At 62.9% G+C, this 20,831-nt stretch carries 15 protein-coding genes and 1 tRNA gene; 9 read left to right on the forward strand and 7 right to left on the reverse strand.

Annotated features, from left to right (window positions below):
• Positions 1-3: 3 nt before the first annotated feature.
• Positions 4-780 (reverse strand): isoprenylcysteine carboxylmethyltransferase family protein, encoded by a 777-nt coding sequence (locus tag JST30_09480; protein MBS1714553.1) that lies wholly within the window; start codon positions 778-780, stop codon positions 4-6.
• A gap of 241 nt (positions 781-1,021) precedes the next feature.
• Here JST30_09480 and JST30_09485 point away from each other — a divergent pair, with 241 nt between their 5' ends.
• Complete coding sequence (locus tag JST30_09485) at positions 1,022-2,617, forward strand: hypothetical protein (GenBank protein MBS1714554.1); 1,596 nt, start codon at positions 1,022-1,024, stop codon at positions 2,615-2,617.
• 38 nt (positions 2,618-2,655) lie between these two features.
• Here JST30_09485 and JST30_09490 read toward each other — a convergent pair whose 3' ends face one another.
• The 3 genes from JST30_09490 to JST30_09500 form a co-directional block, all read right to left on the reverse strand.
• Positions 2,656-3,609 (reverse strand): hypothetical protein, encoded by a 954-nt coding sequence (locus JST30_09490; protein MBS1714555.1) that lies wholly within the window; start codon positions 3,607-3,609, stop codon positions 2,656-2,658.
• A gap of 115 nt (positions 3,610-3,724) precedes the next feature.
• On the reverse strand, positions 3,725-5,905 hold the full coding sequence (locus JST30_09495) for a redoxin domain-containing protein (GenBank protein MBS1714556.1): 2,181 nt from the start codon (positions 5,903-5,905) through the stop codon (positions 3,725-3,727).
• Between the two features lie 142 nt (positions 5,906-6,047).
• A tRNA-Ala gene (locus JST30_09500) sits at positions 6,048-6,123 on the reverse strand.
• 224 nt (positions 6,124-6,347) lie between these two features.
• On the opposite strand from JST30_09500, the gene JST30_09505 reads away from it, so the two are divergent.
• Entirely contained in the window at positions 6,348-8,774 is a 2,427-nt protein-coding gene (locus JST30_09505; protein ID MBS1714557.1) for a glycosyl transferase family 36, read from the forward strand.
• Between the two features lie 6 nt (positions 8,775-8,780).
• On the opposite strand, the gene JST30_09510 is transcribed toward JST30_09505, so the two are convergent.
• A complete protein-coding gene (locus JST30_09510) occupies positions 8,781-8,993 on the reverse strand; it encodes a hypothetical protein (GenBank protein ID MBS1714558.1) in 213 nt (70 codons plus the stop codon).
• A 147-nt stretch (positions 8,994-9,140) separates the two neighbouring features.
• Here JST30_09510 and JST30_09515 point away from each other — a divergent pair, with 147 nt between their 5' ends.
• From JST30_09515 to JST30_09540, 6 genes are read left to right on the forward strand one after another with little or no spacing between them, the layout of a single operon-like run.
• Positions 9,141-10,187: a LacI family DNA-binding transcriptional regulator gene (locus JST30_09515; GenBank protein ID MBS1714559.1), complete on the forward strand. Its 1,047-nt coding sequence runs from the start codon at positions 9,141-9,143 to the stop codon at positions 10,185-10,187.
• Between the two features lie 44 nt (positions 10,188-10,231).
• The gene (locus JST30_09520; protein MBS1714560.1) at positions 10,232-11,011 is read left to right on the forward strand and encodes a prepilin-type N-terminal cleavage/methylation domain-containing protein; all 780 of its coding nucleotides are present in this window, start codon (positions 10,232-10,234) and stop codon (positions 11,009-11,011) included.
• Between the two features lie 11 nt (positions 11,012-11,022).
• Positions 11,023-12,312, forward strand: a complete 1,290-nt coding sequence (locus JST30_09525; protein MBS1714561.1) for a hypothetical protein — start codon at positions 11,023-11,025, stop codon at positions 12,310-12,312.
• Complete coding sequence (locus JST30_09530; GenBank protein ID MBS1714562.1) at positions 12,275-14,680, forward strand: extracellular solute-binding protein; 2,406 nt, start codon at positions 12,275-12,277, stop codon at positions 14,678-14,680. Before JST30_09525 ends, JST30_09530 begins: the two co-directional genes overlap by 38 nt.
• Positions 14,680-15,513, forward strand: coding sequence for a carbohydrate ABC transporter permease (locus tag JST30_09535; GenBank protein ID MBS1714563.1), 834 nt, complete (start codon positions 14,680-14,682; stop codon positions 15,511-15,513). The genes JST30_09530 and JST30_09535 overlap by 1 nt, the downstream gene beginning before the upstream one ends.
• Complete coding sequence (locus tag JST30_09540; protein MBS1714564.1) at positions 15,510-16,874, forward strand: beta-glucosidase; 1,365 nt, start codon at positions 15,510-15,512, stop codon at positions 16,872-16,874. Before JST30_09535 ends, JST30_09540 begins: the two co-directional genes overlap by 4 nt.
• Here JST30_09540 and JST30_09545 read toward each other — a convergent pair.
• Positions 16,871-18,139, reverse strand: coding sequence for a hypothetical protein (locus JST30_09545; protein MBS1714565.1), 1,269 nt, complete (start codon positions 18,137-18,139; stop codon positions 16,871-16,873). The two genes, JST30_09540 and JST30_09545, sit on opposite strands and share 4 nt — an antisense overlap.
• A gap of 59 nt (positions 18,140-18,198) precedes the next feature.
• A complete protein-coding gene (locus JST30_09550; protein ID MBS1714566.1) occupies positions 18,199-19,350 on the reverse strand; it encodes a hypothetical protein in 1,152 nt (383 codons plus the stop codon).
• A gap of 211 nt (positions 19,351-19,561) precedes the next feature.
• Between JST30_09550 and JST30_09555 the strand changes: the two genes are divergently transcribed.
• Positions 19,562-20,830, forward strand: coding sequence for an acetyl-CoA hydrolase/transferase family protein (locus tag JST30_09555; GenBank protein MBS1714567.1), 1,269 nt, complete (start codon positions 19,562-19,564; stop codon positions 20,828-20,830).
• The last annotated feature ends 1 nt before the right edge of the window (position 20,831 follow it).

Below are 20,831 nucleotides of genomic sequence, written 5' to 3' on the forward strand. Positions count from 1 at the left end.
CCCTTAGCGACCGCACTTCGGCCCTTCGCGAAGGCTTCGGGCGCGAAGGGCCGACAGGTGCGGTATCCAACAGCGGACCCTGTCGCGGTATTCGCCGTAATCGTCTCCGAACGTGTCGGCCAGGTACCGCTCCTCCAAGGGTCGGGCCAGAACGTCCCACCAGACCCCTCCGACGACGGCATAGGTGACGACGAGCGGCGACCGCAATACGACGCCGATGCAGACTCCTTGGAGGATTCCGAAGAGCGCCATCGGGTTCCGGATATAGCGGTACGGCCCGGAGACCACCAGCCGCCTTGTCCCGTCCGAAGGCAACGGCGTCCCGTCGCCGTCAACGCAAAACCTCTTCCCTGCCCAAAGGCCGGTCGCGCCGGCGGCGATGAAAGCGAGGCCTGCCAAGACGTCGACGGCCGGAGCCGGGCTCCAAGGCTGGCGCCATCGGAACACGGACTCGAGGACGACGACCGCGCCTGGCACGGCGACGAGGAACACGGCCCACATTCCGGCGGTCTGGGCGACCGTCCGCCTCCAATTCGTTCCTGGGTCGGACGAGGCAGCCGTACCGAAACGGAACGGCCCCCAAAGGACAGAGACGCCGCTGGTCCGGAGTGCGAACGCGAACGCAGCGCCGGCTGAAAGCGTCATGGCGACCAAGCCTGGATAAGCAGCCGGATCGTGGACCGCGCATCCAATGCTGACGAGCCATGCATAGGCCTGTCCGCCGAAGTGCGCCGCCAACAGGAAGGACAGCAGCGCTTTGCTTCGGGCGAAGAGGACCATGACGGGCAAGACGCCGGCCGAGAGCACGTCGGCCAAGAGCAACACGCCGAATCCGTCCGGGCCGATGGCGGAGCCGATCGTGACGCGCCTGACCGTGTCCGACGCGGCCAAGCCTGCCCACCAAAGGGCCGTCGCCAGGACGGTGACGGCCGAATAGACCCGGAGCGTCGTCGCTTCCCGTCGGTCCAGGCCGTCCACGGCGCGAGGGTACCAGGGAGCCCCAAGCCGGCTATCATGGGTCATGATCCCGTTCTTGCTCTCTGCCGCGGCCCTGCAGTCGGGTCCCGAGCTTCGTTCCGACGGTCTTCACGGTTACATCAACGCCCGTGTCCAAGACCCACCCTCGGGCTACGGCTTCGGAGTCAGCCTTTACTCGTCGGCTTGGCCTCTCCTGAAGAAGCCTGTGGCGGGCTTCCAGATCGGCCTGGCGTCGACCTGGATCCTTCCTGACAACCGTTCGGTAAAAGAACCGCTCGTCCCGCACGGAACAGTCGCCCGCGACTCGATGCCCGAACGCGGCCCAAGTTTTTGGACCGTGTTCCAGACCATCGAGGGCGGACTCGGGTTCTGGACGAGCAACCGCTATTTCGCGCCGACGGCCAAATTTAGGATGAACGGCAGCATCGACGGTTACAACCACGAGGTCTCTTCGCCCGGATGGGACTTTTACGGTCGACCTTTGCCCGGCGAGTACATGGGGATCGCCCAACTCAGCCCGCGCGTTCTCGTCCCTCCGGACGGGATCACGTTGGCGGCCGGTACGAACGGCCAGGTCCTGGGTTATGCCTGGATGGCGCTTCCGCTCATCGCTCCGAAGGAAACACCGGTGAAAACGGGCGGACAGTGCTGGACGGCATTCCTCAATGCCGCGAATTTCCGCGGGCCCGTCGCCTTTTATCTGCCGTCGATCTGGTCGAAGATGTCCCAAGGTTTTGCCCCGGCCGTCGGACGAGGGCTCGACGCCCTTCCCGGCCTGGCCAGCAGCGGAGCCATCGAGATCGGAGGCGTGCCCCAATGGGTCGGGCCTGACGACAACGGCGTCCGGTACCACAAGATCCCTGAACTCCAGTTCCCCGTCGACCCTGAGGGCCGGACCGTCCTGTTCCGCGACATGACCGCCTATTCGAAGGAAGCGATTTGGAACGACGTTGCGGACTGGGCCCAAGGCGGCCCCGCGCCGTCGGGCCGTTTCGATCCGAAGGGGGCTTTCCGGCAAAAGCTGACCGCCAACCCGCTTCTTGTCGAGCAGGGCGGCAAGACACAGGCCGAAGGGATCGGCGATTGGGTGAAGACGGTTTCGCCGGACGAGTACACGTTCGGTCTCGAATGGGACAAGTCGAAAGTGACACCAGGTCGGCGGGGGTTCGGGACGGCCCGGTTCCCGTCCTATTTCCGTCACGACGGAGGAAAGGTCAAGGCCGTGGCCGAAGCCGACGTCCCGATCGGCTCAGGTCTGAAGTCGGCCTCTTTCCCATCGCCCGACACGACCCAGTCCTACGTACCCTCGGAAAACGGCGAAGGCGTTTGGAAAACTCCTGGCCCTCGGTCCGGGCCGTTCAAGGCCAAGTTGGCGGACAAGAGCGTCGTCACGTACTATTGGTACCGCTTCATCGATCAACCCTCCCTTCAGAACTGCGGTCTGAGCGTAGCCGAGAAGGATCGGCTCCAGGCCTTGGTCGAGAAAATCCACCGGGAATGGACGACGAACAAGACGTACATGGCGCCGCCGAAGCAGGGCCGTTTGGCCGCCTTGGACACGGCCGTCCTCGTTCAGCCGCCGAAAGGTCTGGAAGTCGGATACGTCCCGGTCGCGGTCCGTCAAGATCCTGTGAAGTGACGGGCCGGACTTGAAACAGATGTCCGGAGCACGGTCGGTCAGCCCTGGCCGGACTCACGTTTGAATTCGAAGCGCCTTGGCGTACCGCCTTTGAGGTGTCCGATCGCAACGCGTAACACGCCATCGGCCGCAAGGTCGTACTCGATCCGCTTAGGATAATCGTGACGTGGGTTTTCGAACACGGCCCGTGTCGCACCAAGTTCGGTCAAGACGAATTCGGTCGGCTGTGCGCCGTTGGGCTGAGCGATATAGACGAGGCTTCCGTCCCTCTCAACGATCCGAAGGAACTCGAACGCCGACATCCGCTCGCGCGAAACCGTTCTCGACGTCGCCAGCATGGCCCCGCCTTTGACCGGGCTCCACCGCTCTTCGATGGAAACGGCGCCGTTCGTTCCTCTCGATCCGACCCAGGCACCCGCCAGCCATGCCACGTCTCCGATCTGCGCTTTAGCAGGAGCGGGCATGGGTACGTCGAGCGGATGCCGGTAGAGCCCGACCGACCAGATCCCGGCCGTCAACATCAGGTTCGAGCGGACGGTCATACCGTCCTTCGTCATCCTGAACTCTCGCTGGATCAGTCCTTCCGGAGAACCGCCCGCCTCTCGGACGAAGACGACGTCGTAGGACAGGACGCCGTCCTTCCATGAGGCCTTGTACCGTGAAAAAGCGCCGGCCTTTGACCCTGGAACTTCCGTCGGCGTTCCGTCGAAAGCGATGCGCACGTCCTGGTGCCCTGAGCCGTGACCCTCGACCAAAACGACGGCCCCGTCTTCGGTCCGAAGGGTGAACTTCGAACTCATCGGAGGATTGAACTGCTCGAGGCTCCGGCCTTCGGTCTGATCATCGACGAAGATCCATTCGCCGTCGAACGCTTTAAGGTCGTTCGTGGCGTATGCCGGACCGACGAAGGCACTCATCGCTGCCACAAGGTGCAAGAGACGCCCCGCCGACCGACGGCGGAAGGATTCCGAAGACGGAAAGATTCGGCTCATGGTCGTGCGACAGTATGCCGCACGGGCGCTGGGAGCCGGTCGTTTCCCAGGGAGTCTCCCGCCCCCGCGCGCACCGATGGTCCACCTTCGGCACCGACTTCTGCGGCTTCTGCGATCAGCGGCCCTCTTTCGAGGCGTTGATCCGTTTCAGTTCCGTGAGAAGGAAGTCCATGTTCATGAAGGGATCGCCCCCGGTGCGCTTCCATCGCACCCGTCCTTTCCGGTCGATCAGGATCGTCGAATGCAGTTCCATCTCCTCAAAGTCGTCGAAGGAGGAGAACCTCCGGGCATTCTCGTGGGCCTTGTCAGAAAGGAACTTGATGTTGACCTTGGACAGCGTCGTCGACGCTTTGAGTTCCTCTGAAGTCGAGCTGCATACGGCGAGCACGACCGTGTCTTGGCCCTCGAAGTCGGACATGCGGTCGTTGATGGATTTCAGTTGGCCGACACAATGGACGCACGCGTCGCCAAGGAAGAAGACGAGCAAGACGTTCTTTCCGGCAAAGTCTTCGAGCCGGACCGGCTTCCCTTCCACGTCCCTGACCTGTAGGGCAGGTGCCGCAAAGGGCTGCCAGTTCATCGGACCGATCTTGTCCAAATCTCTCGGTCGGTACACACGTTCCGGCCTGGGAGTCTCCGCGATCGGCTTCACGTCCAGCCCGAGTTTTCTGACGTCCTCAAGCCATTTGAGGCCGGCGTCCGCCTGCGACCACACGTATTCGAGGCGTCCGGCATAGTACGCCGCACGGTCCTTGTCGCCCGCTGCATGGTGGGCCAAGGCAAGTCCCGACAGAGTGAAACCGTCGTTCGGTTCCTCTTTGAGGGCCCTTTCGTAGCACTCGATGGCCGACCTGACTTCGCCTCGCTTCCGGTAGTCGTCTCCCAGTAACCGGATGACCCGCCACGCTGTGAAGGGTGGGTCGCCGCCTAAGAATTTGGCGTCGATCGCTGCCGCGTCGAGGAGGGCTTTACGACCTTCCAGGACGCGCCCTTCGGAAAGGGCGACGATTCCCTCGCAGACGTTCAGGAGCAATGAGTTGAACGAGAATTCGTCTTTCGGCGCCTTCGGATCGGCCGCTGTTTTGGCTTCCAGTGCCTTGAAGTCTTGCAGCCTCTCCTTGGCGTCTTGAACCTTGCCGAGGCCATTGAGGGCCAACGTCTCGACGAACAAGCGCTCGGACTTCGCGAAGTCGTTCTGGTCGTTCCAGACAATGACCCCTGGGGTCATGATCTGGTCCCATTTTTCAAACTTGATCAGGTTGCGGACGAGCGCGATGCGGCCTTCCATCGCGACGCGGCCTGCCTCGTCCGAGTTCGCTTCGGGATCACGGGGCGCGGCGATCATGTCCCGTGCCCCTTGAAGGGCGGTCTCCGCCATCCCGAGTTGCTCTTGGATGTAGCACAGGTAGTTCCGGTTATGAGGATAGTTCCAAGTCTCGAACGGCAGCGCGAGGCGGTCGTTCATGTAGCTCAGTTCGATGCGCGTCGCCGAGTCCATCGCGATCGCGCCCTCGTGCCACATGCCGATTTTCGAATAGATGTGTCCAGGCATGTGGAGCGAATGACCGATCCCTGGTGCGGCTTTGCCGTATTGCTCGCAACTCCGGATCCCTTGCTCGGAAGCGACCCCGTCCCAGTTATGGATCGCGGCATGGTGTGCGCCAGGATGCATCGGATTCTTGGACAGGACTTGATCGATCAACATCTGGTTCGCGAACGCGCTACCCTTTCCGATGTTGAACAGCGACAAGAGCGCCTTGGCCTTGACGTCGTCGGGGTACCTGATCACGATGTCTTGAAGCTGCCCGACGAGGACTTTGTCGCCCTCTTTGACTCCGGGTGCGACGGCCTTCTCCCAGGCTTCGATGTACCGGCGCTCTCGGTCGGAGACCTTGTCTTTCCTGCGGACGGCCTCTCGGAGGAAGGTCTTGTAGCGGCCGAACTCCTTGTCGTCGTAGTCCGGACCGCCGATCGTGAACCAATTGAAACCGCATCGGGCCAGGCTCCAATAAGCCATGGCACAATCCGGATCCAGCTTGAGACACCACCGAAAAGACCGCTCCGCTTCTTCGAACCAGAACGAGTGGAGCAAGGCGTTGCCTTGGTCGAACCACATTTGAACCTCGGGGTTCTTCGAGGTGACCGGAAACGGTGCCTCCCCGATGCCTTTCATGGCCCACGGCCGCGTCCTCATGCCCGAGTCGAAAGCCGAGCCGTGCTTGGAATGTCCAGGGTCTTCGTCGGCGTGTGCGGCCAGAGAACCGGCGATCAGGGTCAAGGCAAGGAAGAAGCGCATAGCGTCGTCGGACCATCATGACAGGTCTCGGTTCAGAGATGGAACCGGCGTCGCAAGGCGTTTGCGGGCACGACGAGCGGGTTAGGAACAGGTTCCGGTGCAGGTCCACGACGCCGTCGCCAGCCAAGATCGAGTGCGAGGCTGGTGGAGGCTAGGGGATTCGAACCCCTGACCCCCTGCTTGCAAAGCAGGTGCTCTCGCCGCTGAGCTAAGCCCCCACGCGACGGTCAGTGTACCGCCGGAGGCCTCCGGCCGATGGCCGCACCGGTCGACGGGCCGACTCTTCGAGCGCTCGGAGGACGTTACCGGTCGGTGTCGGGACAAAAGTGCTGAAAGCGTTCAGCAGAACCGGACTATCGAGAGGTAGTATTCAGCAGTCCCCGCGTCGGCCCGACCCATCGCCCACGTCCGGCGGCCGGTCCGGCGCAAACGGCCGAAGATCATGGAAGTAGAACTGAGGAGCGGATCATCGACGGCAGCCGTCAGCGCGACCGTGGCGGGGACGGTGCCGGCGTTCGCGAACCGGTACGGCTACTTCGACGGGACCGACTTCGTGATCCGGGACGTGAAAACGCCGCGTCCGTGGGTCAACGTCCTTTCCAACGGTCGGTACGGCCTCATCTTGAGCCAAGCGGGCGGCGGGTTTTCCTGGCTCGACAACTGCCAGTTGTTCCGCTTGACGCGCTGGGAGCAAGACCTCGCGACCGATGCTTACGGGAGGTTCGTTTACCTCTCCGACCTTTCGTCCGGCGAAGTCTGGTCGACGACGTACGCCCCGACCCACGTCGAAGCCGATTTCGAAGAGGTGCGACACGGTCTCGGCCATACCGTCTTCACACGAGAAGTCCACGGGGTCCGGACCGTCCACACCGTCTTCGTACCGGAAGGGACGACGCACGAAGTGTGGATGTTGGAGATCGAAAACCTATCGGAAACGACTAGGTGCCTGCGGACCGGTGCATCGCTGGACTGGCACATCGGGTCTCACGGAGAGTGGCACCGCGAGTTCCATCGCTTGTTCGTCACGACGAAGATCGTCGAGAACGGGACCGTCGCATGGAAGCGCGCCCGGTTGGAAGAGAACACGCGAGAGCCTGCCCCTCAACAGCCCGCCGTCTACTTCGGGTGCTTCGGAGCCGGCCCTGTCCGGTGGACGACGGACAAGGCGTCCTGGTACGGGCCGTCGGCCGACCCGGCCTCGCCGCTGTCGATGAGGGAGGACGCCGTCCCGGCGTCGACCGGACGGTGGGACGACCCGGTCGCCGCGTTCACGGCCGACGTTCGCTTGGCTCCTGGCGAGCGGAGACAGATCGTCATGGTCTTGGGGACAGAATCCGACCCCGGTAAGGCCGAAACCGCGTTGCAGACGTTCGAACCAGGACGCGCCTCTGCTTCGTTCGCCGAAACCCTTGCGTTTCACGACTCGGTCTGCGGAGCCTTGCAGATCGAATGCGACGACCCTGTCGTGGAGCTCATGGCGAACGCCTGGCTCCCATTCCAGACCCTCGTCGGGAGGATCCGAGCGAGGTGCGCGTATTACCAACAAGGCGGTGCTTATGGGTTCAGGGACCAGTTGCAGGACAGCCTCGCCTTCCTCGACCAAGAGCCGAAGCGGGCGGTCGACCAGATCTTGCTCCACGCCGAAGCGATGTACGCTGACGGCGGCGTCCGGCACTGGTGGCATCCGGGATCACCGATCTTTGCCGAAAGTCGGCACAGCGACACCTGTCTATGGCTCGCCCACGCGACCCTTGACGCTTTGGACGAGGCGGGCGAGCCTTCCCTCCTCGATCTCGAGGCAGGTTTTCTCGACCGGACAACGCAGGCGGTCGGCTCCAAGGGGACCGTCCTTGAGCACTGCCTGAGGGGGATCGACCGATCGCTCGAACTCCGCTCGCCGCGGGGGCTCCCGTTGATCCTGGCCGGCGATTGGAACGACGGCCTCAGCCATGCCGGCCTTGACGGAAAGGGCGAAAGCGTCTGGCTCGCGATGTTCCTGTACCAGATTCTTGGCCGCATGGCAACGGCGCTCGATCGGAGGGGCGAGTCCACGACCGCCGTCCGCTACCGGCAAGAAGCCGAAGACCTAAGGACGGCGGTCGAGGGCCACGCGTGGGAAGGCGACCGCTACATCGCGGGGACGAACGACGAGGGCCGCCCGTTCGGCAGCAAAGAGAACCGGGAAGGAAGCCTCTTCCTCAATCCGCAGACGTGGAGCGTCATCTCCGGGATCGCCGCGCCAGACCGCGCCCGAAAGGCCATGGAAACTGCGCTGGCGGAACTCGTCAAACCCTACGGCGCGCTGTTGCTGGCTCCGGCCTACCAGGACGTCGACCCGTATATCGGATACATCACGAGGTACGCCCCTGGCCTCCGCGAGAACGGTGGGGTCTACAGCCACGCTTCGACGTGGGCGGTCCAAGCTTTGGCGATGGCGGGACGGGCCGACGAGGCCTATGCCCTTTGGCGAGGGATGTGCCCACCGCTTCGAGCGCACGAGGACGCCGACCTTTACGCGGCCGAACCGTACGTGATGCCGGGCAACACCGACGGGCCGGATTCGCCGCATACGAGCCGGGCCGGTTGGACCTGGTACACGGGCTCGGCGGCTTGGATGCGGCGCGTTTTGGCCCATTGGGTGTTCGGCGTACGTCCGACGTACGACGGACTGGTCGTCGATCCGGACCTTCCCTCGACGCTCCAAGGCTTCCGCATGCACAGGCCGTTCCGTGGGGGGACGGTCGTCGTCGAAGTCCAAAGAGGCGACAAGCCGGGCGCCATGCTCGACGGGGGGCCATGGGAAGGTACGCCGATCGAGGTCCGGACCTCGGGCCAGGCCCGGTCCCTTCGCGTCGTCACCCGCCGCTAAGGGGTCTCACTTGTCCTTTGGCTGGTCGCCAGGATTCCTCGGATTGTCCCCGTACGGTGCCTGGGCTCCGGGGCCGGATTGGACGGGCCCGCCGCCCCCTGCGGCCTCGGGCGACTTGGGCGCCGGCGGATTGACCATCATGAACAGGATCACGCCGACCACGGCGATCGCGGCCACGATGATCCCGACGATGGCGGCCATGGGCAGTTCCTTCTTCACGCTGTTCCTCGCTGGTTGCTGAACCGTTTCTTCAACCTGGTCCAGACCGGACTTTACCCGAGCCCGCAAGGAATTTCCCGAGATTTTCACCGGCGAGTTGCGTCCTTGGACGAATCGTGGGCATAATGTTGGTGAATCGGTTCAGCAATGGTGCGAAGGATCACGATCGACGACGTCGCGAAGAAGGCCGGTGTCAGCAAGGTCACGGTCAGCTACGTCTTGAACGGACGAGGGTCCGCAGCCCGGATCAGCGAGGAGACGTCCTCTCGCGTGATCGAAGCGGCCCGCGACCTGCAGTACCGCCCGAACGCTTTGGCCAGGATGCTGCTCAGTCAGCGGACGGACACGATCGCCATCGCGTTCCAGTATGCCGAATATTTCACGGCGGCGTCGTCGTTCATTTCCGAGGTGATGCGCGGCGTGACTTCGGCGTGCGTCGACCTCGAACTGGACGTCCTTCTTCATACTAGGCACGCCGATCCCGGGGCCCATGAAGCCGACATGCTGACGGACGGCCGTGTCGACGGGCTCTTGATGCTTCGTGACCTCGACGACCCGACGCTGGCCGAGATCCAGGCGCGGCGGTTCCCGTGCGTCTTGTTTTTCACGCGCGCTTCGGACCCCGAGACGCCATATGTGGACGCCGACAACTACAGTGGCGGGCGTCTCGGTGCCCGACACCTCATCGAGCTCGGTCACCGTCGGATCGGAATGGTGCGTGGCCCAGCGCAGTCCGTGAGTTCGAACGACCGCTACAACGGCTATCGGGACGCTCTCGAAGGCGCAGGCCTGACGGTCGACCCCGACCACGTCGTCTGCATGGAGAACCCCCAGGCCTCGCCCGAAGGTCTGAACCGGATGATGTCCGGCCCTGGTCGACCGACGGCCCTGTTCGTCTGGTCGGACGATGTGGCGTTCTCGGTCGTCCGTTGGCTCGGTGAAGCCGGTCTGAGCGTCCCCCGGGACGTCTCGGTCGTCGGATACGACTCGTCGGACGCCTGTGAAAGGATCCACCCGGCGTTGACGAGCGTCCGTCAGCCCGTCCTTGAAATGGCGGTCGAAGCCACTGAAATGTTGTCCCGGATCGTGCGGCACCAGACGCTCCGTCGCCGTCAGATCCTTTTCGCGCCGACGCTCGACGTCCGCGCTTCGACGCTTCCCCCTTCCGAAAGTGCAAAGGGAGACCTGACATGAACCGCCCGACGTCGCGCGGGCCCGGCGCCTATCGAGAAACGACCATGAAACGCAACCGTGCCTTCACACTTATCGAGCTCCTGGTGGTGATCGCCATTATCGCCATTCTCGCAGCCATCCTCTTCCCTGTCTTCGCCAAGGCCAAAGAGTCGGCCAAGATCATCGTCGGTGTCTCGAACACCAAGCAGATCGGCACGGCCATCCATATGTACTTGAGCGATAACGACGACATCATGTTCAAGACGGCGTACATGGAGGACCGGGCGAAGAGCTGGAAGCACGCGCTCGTCCCGTACATCAAGAACCAGGACATTTTCAAGGATCCGGTCAATCCGTTCGCCGCGTTCCCGGACGAGTACGGCGAAGGGCCGAACCCGGTCAAGCCGGTCTTTCCCCGCGGCTACTTCTACTACAGGCCGTTCCACTTGACCTACAACTGGCAAGACCAGTCCGACCTGGCTTTCGGCGCCTACGAGCAGCCGGCGAACTCTCTGGTGATCGGCGAGAACAAGGACAAGTACCGCGACTATGGGCCGTGGATGCCCTGGTGCGACGAGACCCATCAACCGAGCGGTTGCCCGGGTGGAAACTACAAGTGGAAAGTCCCCAACTGGGGAGGCGGAAAGCGTGACGACAAGGCGATGATCGTGATCTTCCTCGACTCGCACGCCAAGATGACGACGATGCGTTCGACGTGCGGTCAGCCGGGTTCCTTGAACATGTGGAGCTACGATCGTGGCGCCGACTATCGGAACTACCGCATCGGCAACGGTACGGCCGACATCTCTTGGATCGACACGTTCTGTAAGACCCTTCCGTACTGAGGACAGAAGGCATGTCGCTCCTCGTCGCTGCCGCTGCGATCTCGGCCCGCCCTGACGCGAGGGCTTTGGACGCCGCCTTCTTCGACGACCTGTCGAAGAAGGCGGTCCGTTATTTCTGCGAACAGTCCGGTCCACAGACCGGCTTCACGCTCGACCGCGAGCGGAACCAAAACGGCGAGTCCGGCGGTTATAACGTCGCCAGCATCGCCTCGACGGGGTTCGCGCTGTCGGCATACGCCATTGCCGCCGAGCGGGGTTGGATGACCCGCAAAGAGGCCGTTTCCAGGGTGCGGACGACCCTCAGATCGGTCCAAGAGCGGGCTCCGAAGGAACACGGTTGGTACTACCACTGGCTGGACTGGAAAACGGGTGAAAGGCAGTGGCAGAGCGAAGTGTCGACGATCGACACGGGCATCTTCCTGTGCGGCATGATCGTGGCGGAGCAGGCGCTCAGGGACAAAGAGGTCACCGCGCGGTCGGGGCAGATCCTTAAGGCCGTCGAATGGAAGTGGGCCCTCACGGACGGCGGTGCGCGACCGGCCGAACGATTCATCGGACACGGATGGAAGCCCGAAACCGGGTTCCTCGAGTCTCGTTGGGCCGGATACTGCGAACTTCCCCTGCTCTATGTCCTCGCCTACGGCGGCTATCCGGACATGCCGCAAGACTCGTGGGCCAAGATCAAGAAGCCGATCGTGACGTACCGCGACCGCGAATTCTTCGTGGGCGGCTCGATCTTCCTTCACGTGATGTCGCACGTTTTCGTCGATTTCAAAGGTCTGCGCGATCCGGAAGGGTTCGACTATTGGGTATCCAGCCGGAACGCTGTCCTAGCGAACCGGGACTACTGTTCGGACAACCCCAAGGGCATGAAGGGCTACTCGTCGAAAGTCTGGGGCCTCTCGGCGAGCGACGGCCCGGAGGGTTATCGGGCCTACGGAGCGCCCGGCTGGATCGACGACGACGGGACACTGGCCCCTTCGAGCACGGTCGCGTGCGTGATGTTCGCTCCAGACCAAGCCTACGAGGGTGCGTCTGCGATCCGTGCGGCCTATCCTCGGACTTTGGGACGGTACGGCTTTACGATCGCGTTCAATCCGACCAAAGATTGGCAATCGCCGGACGTTATCGGCATCGACCTTGGTCAAATGCTCCTGGCGGTCCAGAACGCGAAGGACGACATCGTCCATAAGTGGTTCATGTCCCACCCCTTGGTCAAGAAGGGGGTCGCGAGGATCGGTTTGCGCGCCACAAAGGAGGGGGATGCGACGAGGCGTCCGCTTCGCGTGGTGCCTCGGTAGCGCCCTCCTCGCGAGCGCGGCGTCCCGTGCGACCGTGACCGTGCGCTTCGCCGTATGGGACGGAGACGCCGGGCTTGGCGTCATCCGGGAAGCCGTCAGGGGGTTCGAACGGGCGCATCCCGACATCAAGGTCAAGCTCGAAAACGTCCCCTATGGCGCGTTCGCCCAGAAGCTCTTGGCGGGGTACGCCGCCAACGCCGCGCCGGACGTCGCCATGATGGAGCCCAAGGGCTTCCAACGCTTCGCCAAGCGAGGCGGCTTGCTCCCCCTCGATCCCTTCTTTGCGCAAACGCCTGACGTCAAGATCGAGGAGTATTACAGGCCGATCGTCGACGCCATGCGTTACCAGGGCCGGCTGTACGTCCTTCCCCGGGACATCGCTCCGATCGGGATCGTGTTCTACAACAAGCGGCTTTTCCGAGAAGCCGGGATCCCCGATCCGGACGGGACGTGGACGTGGGATTGGGAGCCTCGCCCTGAACTTAGGGACAAGGACTTCACATGGGTCATGCAAAAGCTGACCAAGTTCGACGCCAAAGGCAAAGTCGTCCAATGGGGTTTCGTTCCGGCCTGGACGCGTGCGTTCGCGGACACGGTCGTGTATTCCCAGGGAGCGCGCTATGTCGACGACCCTGTCGACCCGACCCGGTGGACCTGGGACGACCCGCGCGTCGTCCGCGCCTATCAATGGGTCGCCGACTTGGGATTGAAGAAGCATTGGATTCCGGCGTCGACCGAGATCACGTCGGTCCTCCAAACGAGTTCGGACCAGTTGTTCCTTCAACAACGTGCGGCGATGTTCCAAGGCGGAATGTGGTCGGTGCCCGGATTCCGACAAGTCCTCAAACCGGGTACGAAAGAGTTTTTCGAGTGGGACGTCACGCTCGCCCCCGGCCACATCGACCAGGCGACGGGCCGGGTCGTCCGTGCTGCGCCCACGGGCGGCTCCGGGTATGCGGTCATGGCTTCGACCCGGCACCCGAAGGAGGCCTGGTTGCTCACCACGTGGATGGCGGGACCCCCCGCAATGCGCCTCATGGCCCAAGCCGGACTCGCCCAGCCTGCGATCCGCAAGTTGGCCTTGGAAGAGCCGTGGGTTCCGGGCCCGAACACGCCTGAAGAGCAGCGGTATCCCCCGAGCCGCAAGGTGACGGACCAGGCCGTCCCTTACGTCGTCGTCGACCCGACGGCCGAGTGCTACGCCGAAATCAACACGTTCGTCGAGTCCAAAGTCGACTCGATCATGAGCGGCTCGAAGAGTGCTCAGGCCGCGATCGACGAAGGACAAGGGCAAGCGAACTCGCGCTTGTCACAGATCCTGAAGCAGGAGCGGCTTCCGCTCTTCGACTGGCGTTCCGGACTGGGGGCGGGCCTGATCGTCGCGGGCTTGCTCGTCGCGTGGGTCTACCTGCCCTCTTCGCGCGGGCGGCGGACGCGAAGCGAACGTGCGGAAAACCGTGCGGCCTATGCGTTCGTGTCTCCGTGGATCGTCGGCATGGTCGCGTTCTGTGCAGGCCCGATGCTGTTCTCGCTCTTGCTGAGTACGACCGACTGGGACATCGTGACGGCAGCGAAATGGCGGGGCGGCGGGAATTTCGCCGAAGCGTTCACTCAGGACCCGCGGTTTTGGAACTCGCTCAAAGTCAGCGTCGTGTATACGGCCTTGTCCGTCCCTCTCGGGCTCGTCGTCTCCCTCGCAATGGCGCTCTTACTTAACGTCAAGGTCCGGGGCGTCCCCTTGTTCCGGACGTGTTTCTACCTTCCGGCCTTGGCCAGCACGGTCGCGACGTGCCTCGTCTACAAGAAGGTCTTTCAGGCCGACGGTGGACTGTTGAACGCCGCGATCTATGGCCCGGACGGTCGAGGCGACCTGTTCGGGATCGGCAGTCTGCTCACGACCTGGACCCACAAGCCTGGCCCGGCCAACTGGTTGGGAGACGAGACGCTCGCCTTGCCCTCGCTGATCCTCATGTCGTTGTGGACGGCCGGTGGGGCCATGGTGATCCTCCTGGCCGGGCTTCAAGGGATCCCACAGCACTATCACGAGGCGGCGACGCTCGATGGTGCCGGACCATGGCGACGCTTCTTGGCCGTCACGGTGCCGATGTTGGCTCCGTCCCTCTTTTTCTGCCTCATTACGGGAGTCATCGGCAGCTTCCAGACGTTCACGCAGGCGTTCGTCATGACGGGCGGCGGTCCCGGAGACGCGACCCGTTTTTACATCCTGCACCTGTACTCGCAGGCCTTTGAGAACCTCAGAATGGGCTACGCCTCGGCCCTGGCCTGGATCCTCTTCGCCGTCATTCTCGTGTTCACTCTGCTTCAATGGCGGCTCAACAAGTTCGTGTACTACGAGGGTGACAAGTGATGTCAGAAAGGGCCGTCAAGGTGCTCGTCTCCGTCCTCTTGGCGGTCGGAAGCGCCCTCTTTCTGATGCCGTTCCTTGTCTCCGTCTTCATGGCGGCGAAAACACCCGCCGAGCTCTCGACGACGCCACCGTTCGCTCCGCCGGCGGCTCCGACTTTGGACAATTTCCGGACGGTGCTCGTCAACCCGAACCTCAGTTTTTTCACACTGTTCCGGAACACGCTTTTCATCGCGACAGTGGCCACAGTGGGGACAGTCTTCAGTGCGTCGCTTGTGGCGTACGCTTTCGCCAGGTTGCGCTTCGTCGGCCGTGACCGCCTCTTTATGGTGCTACTGAGCACGATGATGCTGCCGGGAGTCGTCACGATGATCCCGACCTACGTCATGTTGAAGGAACTGCGATGGGTCGACACGTTCTTGCCCCTCACCGTGCCTGCGTTCCTGGGAGGCGGCGCCTTCAACGTCTTCCTGCTGCGCCAATACCTGTTGGGCGTCCCGAAAGAACTGGACGAGGCGGCCAAGATGGACGGAGCCGGGCATTGGACGATCTACTCCCGCGTCCTGATGCCGCTGTGCGGGCCGGCGCTCGCGACGGTCGGGATCTTCACGTTCATCGGCGCGTGGCGCGACTTCATGGGGCCGCTCATCTATCTTAACGATCCCCAGAAGCAAACGTTGGAGTTAGGGCTGAACACGTACAACTCGATGCAGACCACGTCGCCGTGGCACCTCATCATGGCGGGAAGCGTGCTGGTGACCGTCCCACTGGTGCTGATCTTCTTCGTCGGACAACGCTATTTCGTGAAAGGCATCGCGATGACGGGTTTGAAGTGAGCGGGTTTCCGAACGACTTCGTCTGGGGAGCGGCGACGGCGGCGTACCAGATCGAGGGCTCCCATGACGCCGATGGGAAAGGCCCAAGCGTCTGGGACGAGTTCTGCAGGCGACCAGGCGCCGTGTTCCAAGGGCACACCGGCGATCAGGCGTGCGACCATGTCCACCGCTTCCGTGACGACGTCGCCTTGATGCGGGGCCTTGGACTTCAAGGCTATCGCTTCTCCGTATCCTGGCCCCGCGTCGTTCCCGAAGGCCGCGGAACCGTCAATGTTCGAGGACTGGAGTTCTACGACAAGCTCGTCGACGAACTGCTCGAGGCCGGCATCCGGCCCTACGCGACCCTGTTCCATTGGGACTATCCGTATTCGTTGTTCCTGGAAGGAGGGTGGTGGAACCCGGATTCGCCCCGCTGGTTCGCAGAATACGCGTCGGTCGTCGCCCGAAGGCTGGCCGACCGTGTCCAGGATTGGTTCACTCTGAACGAACCCGGCATCTTCCTTGTCTTAGGGCACGTCGAGGGCTCGCACGCGCCAGGAGTAAGGGGCTCGGCGTACGAGTTCTTCCTCGCCCTCAAACAGGCGTTGCTCGCTCATGGCTTAGGGGTCCAAGCGGTCCGGGCCGCCAGCGGACCGGACTGTCGCGTGAGCTACGCGCCCCACTGCGTCGTCGGCGTTCCTGCGACCGAAGACCCGGCCGACGTCGAAGCCGCAAGGTCCTATACGTTCGGAGACTCGAACAACGGTCGCAAGTTTTGGCAGCAAAGACTGCTCCTCGACCCCGTTCTGAAAGGAGAGTGGCCAGAAGACATCGAGTCGGCGCTCTCCCATCGGTCCGTCGGCGTCACCGCCGAAGACCTCGACACGATGCACCGACCCCTGGACTATCTGGGGTTGAACTACTATTCCGGCGAACTGGTCCGTGCAGGCGCCGACGGCCGTCCCGAGACGGTGCCCGACCCGCCCGGAATGCCTCGCACGCTGTTCGATTGGCCGGTCCGCCCCGAAGGCCTCTACTGGACGTTGCGCTTCCACACCGAGAGGTACGGGCTTCCGATGATGGTCACGGAAAACGGGCTATCGAACATGGACTGGGTGTCCGAAGACGGTGCCGTCCACGATCCGCAACGGACCGAGTTCTTGAGACGGTACTTGCGCCAGGCCCGACGGGCCATCGGCGACGGTTCCGACGTCCTCGGATACCTCCACTGGTCGCTTCTCGACAATTTCGAGTGGGCGGACGGATATCGGCAACGGTTCGGCCTCGTCCACGTCGACTACGCGACTCAAAAACGGACGGTGAAAGACTCGGCCCGATGGTTCTCCGAAGTCATCGCGACGAACGGGGCTTCCCTGGGCTAGCCACCGCTCTTCGGGCCGGAACTTCCGAGCGGCTTGTAAGCCTTAAACCCGACCCTCGCCATCCCCGTCCTCGGCACGGGATGGGACATGAACCATCGGTGCGCGAAGTGGTCTTGGAAGTCGGCGATGCCGAGCATCATCATTCCGAGATCGATGCCGATCACGTCGGGACTGCGCCAGTTCCGTCCGGGGTTGATCCCGTTCGCAAAGCCGTACTTTCCGTAGGCCGATGGATAGGCCGACTTGAAGTGCGCCGCGGCGGCTTGGCTCTCGAGCGGAGTGAACATGACGCTGGCGACGGCGCTCGTCGGGACGACCGTCCCATTGTCGACGATGTTGCCTGGTGCCCCGAGCGCCATGTAGCCGTCAGGCGTATCGCCCGCCGACAAGCCCCAGAACACGTCGGAGAACCCCGCATAGTGCTTCGGGTTGTTGATGCAGTATTTCCGGTTCGCCAAGGTCGCTTGCCGACCCTCTCCCCAATAGTCGTAACCCAGGCCGTCCCGCGTGTTCTGAAAGCTGAAGAACACGTGCGACATCTGGTGCATGAAGAGGGGTCCGCCGACGAGCATGTGGTAGCCGTCGTACGACACTTGAGGACGCGTCCAGGCCGTCCAGCAATTGGCGGGCATGGAGGGCCAATGGCCAAGGGCCAAGAGGTAGAGGCCCATCAGTTCGGAGTACGTGTCCCAGCGATATGGCAAGAAGCCCGATTCGGGTTTCCAACCCATGCAGAACGTCTGGGAAGCGGGCTTCGAACCTCCGTCCGTGAGCATCCACGACCAGTCGACGGCCGCGAGCATCGCGTCGACGTGCGACGTCACGGCCGGATCCTGGAAGTAACGTTCGGCCGTGAGGGCCCCCATGAGGAGGATCGCCGTATCGATCGATGACACTTCCGAACTCCAAACGCGTTGTCCCGTCCGCCAATCGACGAAGTGGTAGTACCACCCGTGGCTCTTCTGCCAGACGGTCCTGAGCGCATAAAGGGTCGCCTGTGTCCGGGCGAGCGCCGAAGCCCGGTCGGTCCATCCCCGCTCGGAGCCCAGGGCATAAGCGGACAAGGCGAAGCCTGTGGACGCGACGCTGGCCGTCGTGTACGAATCGCTCGAAACGAAGTTTGCGGCGCGGTCTTTCGTGAAGCCTGTCGAAGGGTGCGACTGCTCCCAAAAATAGTCGAAGGCTTTGTGGGCGAGCTCGTCGAGCAAGGGCTCGCCCTGCACCGGGAGAGTGATCGATGCGAGAGCGAGCGGGACGAGTGTCATGATCGGAGTCTGTCTCCGGTGGGGACTCCCCTAGGAGGCCCTAGGGGAGCCTTGTCGCTTCACGGTGTGACCGTGAAGTTGGCTTCGTCGACTTCCATGCACCAGTTCTGGGTGGAAACGACGCCGGTCGGTTTGATGCGGATGCGGGCCTTGAGCACCTGGTCCGGGCTCAGATAGCGGCTCAGCGAGCCGGTCGCTGCGAGGTCCCGCACGGTCAAGGTCGTATTGATCGCGTCGGTGCGGACGTCCGTGGTGCTGAAGTTGCTGATGCTCCAATCGTAAAGGTCCAGCGTCTGACCGAACTGTCCGCTGTTCGCCATGCGCGAGTTCACGTGGAACGCGAGGGCCGACAGCGTCGAGTAGTTGCAGGTGCCTTCGACTTCGATGTTGACGGGGTGCGCGTTCTGGTTCGGGACGACGAAGCGGCACATGCGGAACATGTCGCCGTCGGTCTTGAAGAGGCTCCGGTTGTTACCCGCGGTGTTCTTGCCGAGTTTGACGGTGACGGCCGAAGACAAGACCTTGTTCGCGTCGCACACGTAGATGTCGCTGAAAGTGCTCTTGCCCGCGTTGTTCGGGTTGTTCGGATCGTTGACCACTTGGAGGTAGCCGCCCACCTTGGTGTCCGGACCCATGAAGCCCTCGTTGTTGGCCCACGGAAGAGCGCCCGAGAAGTGGTTGTTGAACCGGTAGATCACTTTGTTGACGTTGTCGACCGGATCCAGGAAGTACGTGATGCTCATGTCGACGGTCGAACCCGTGACGTAGTGGTCACCCCACTGTGCCGTGAAGGAATAGAACGGGAACCCGCCCGCGAAGGCGGCGACCTCTCCGTTGTTCCCCGTCTTGATCAGGAAGATGTGGTCGTAGTTCAGGTCGTTCAGAAGCATCACGCCGGCTTCTTTGTTCTCGCCGCCGACGACTTCGAGCTTCACTTTGAACCCGTAGGTGAAGGAGGTGTTGAACAAGTACGGGTTCGCCCCACCGTCGTTGGACAGGAACCAAGCGTGGCGGTTGGCATAACCGCCGTCCGATCGGGAAACGTTCTGGTCGTCGATCACGACGCCGGGCCAAACGTTCGTGAACGTCAGGTTGCTGGCCGGAATGTCGTTCCAAAAGCGCGGGACGGCCTGCGTCGAATTGATCGTGGAAAGCTGTGCCGAGGACACGGCCGCCGTCAGGACTCCAAGGGCGATAAAGAGGGTTCTCATCTCCGTCATTCTCCAGTGAATCTGGGCTCAGCCTTTGAGCTCGACCGGATTGCTGAATCGTTTCAGCAACCAGCCGTTTCCAGTGTAGCACTTGGCCCTTTGAGGGAGTTGCCCGCAAGAATACGGGGTTATTTAGACCTGTCGTTTGCGTCCGAGTCCTGGAGACCGCCCTCGCGCGCAGGCGCGCGCAAGGTAACACTCCTTCGTGCCGATCCCAAGAGCCGTTTCAGCCGACCAAGCCGTCAAAGCGATCGCCAGCGGAGAACGGATCTACATCCACGGGATGGCCGCGCCGCCCCAACAACTTGTCAAGGCGATGAGCGACCGGGCCCCGGAACTCCGGGGCGTCGAGATCGTCCAGTTGCACACCGAGGGCCCGGCTCCGTACGCCGAGCCCGGTATGGAGGAGAGCTTCCGCGTGAACGCCCTCTTCGTCGGGGCGAACACCCGCAAGGCCGTCGACGAGGGCCGGGCCGACTACATTCCGGTCTTCCTGAGCGAGGTGCCCGCGCTCTTCCGAAACCGCATCTTGCCGATCGACACCGCATTGATCCAAGTGTCCCCTCCGGACAAGCACGGGTTCTGTTCGCTCGGAATCTCGATCGAGGCGACCCGGGCAGCCGTCCAGACCGCAAAGCGTGTCATCGCACAAGTGAACCGCCACATGCCGCGAAGTCACGGAGACGGTCTGATCCACGTCGACACGTTGACATCGATCGTGGAACACGACCAGCCGTTGCCCGAAGTCCTCGGCAAACCCGCCGGTGAGACCGAAGCCGCGATCGGGCGGCACTGTGCCGGCTTGATCGAAGACGGGGCCACGCTGCAAATGGGGATCGGAGCCATTCCCGACGCGGTCATCGCCTCGTTGGCCGGCCACAAGGACCTTGGCGTGCATACCGAAATGTTCTCGGACGGGCTCGTCGACCTCGTCGAGAAGGGCGTCGTCACGGGATCGCAGAAACGCGTCCATCCCGGCAAGATCGTGGCGACGTTCGTCCTCGGCTCGCAGCGCGTCTACGACTTCCTTGACGATAACCCGCTGGTCGCCATGCTCGACGCCGCATACGTCAACGACACGGCCGTCATCCGTCGCAACCGAAGGGTCACCGCGATCAACTCCGCCATCGAAGTCGACGTCACCGGTCAGGTCTGTGCGGACTCGATCGGCTGCCGGATGTATTCCGGGGTCGGAGGTCAGATGGATTTCATCCGAGGCGCGATGTACTCCGAAGGAGGCAAACCGATCATCGCCCTGCCGAGCGTGACGAACAAAGGAGAGTCCCGCATCGTCGGCATGCTGAAACCTGGAGCCGGCGTCGTGACGACCCGCGCCCACGTGCACTTCGTGGTGACCGAATATGGAGTCGCCGACCTCTACGGAAAGAACTTGCGACAACGCGCCGAGGCCCTCATCGCGATCGCCCATCCGGACCATCAAGAGGAGCTGGACAGGGCCGCCCGGGAGCGGTTCCGTTAGG

Source organism: Armatimonadota bacterium, from assembly GCA_018268395.1.
Lineage (GTDB): Bacteria > Armatimonadota > Fimbriimonadia > Fimbriimonadales > Fimbriimonadaceae > JAEURO01.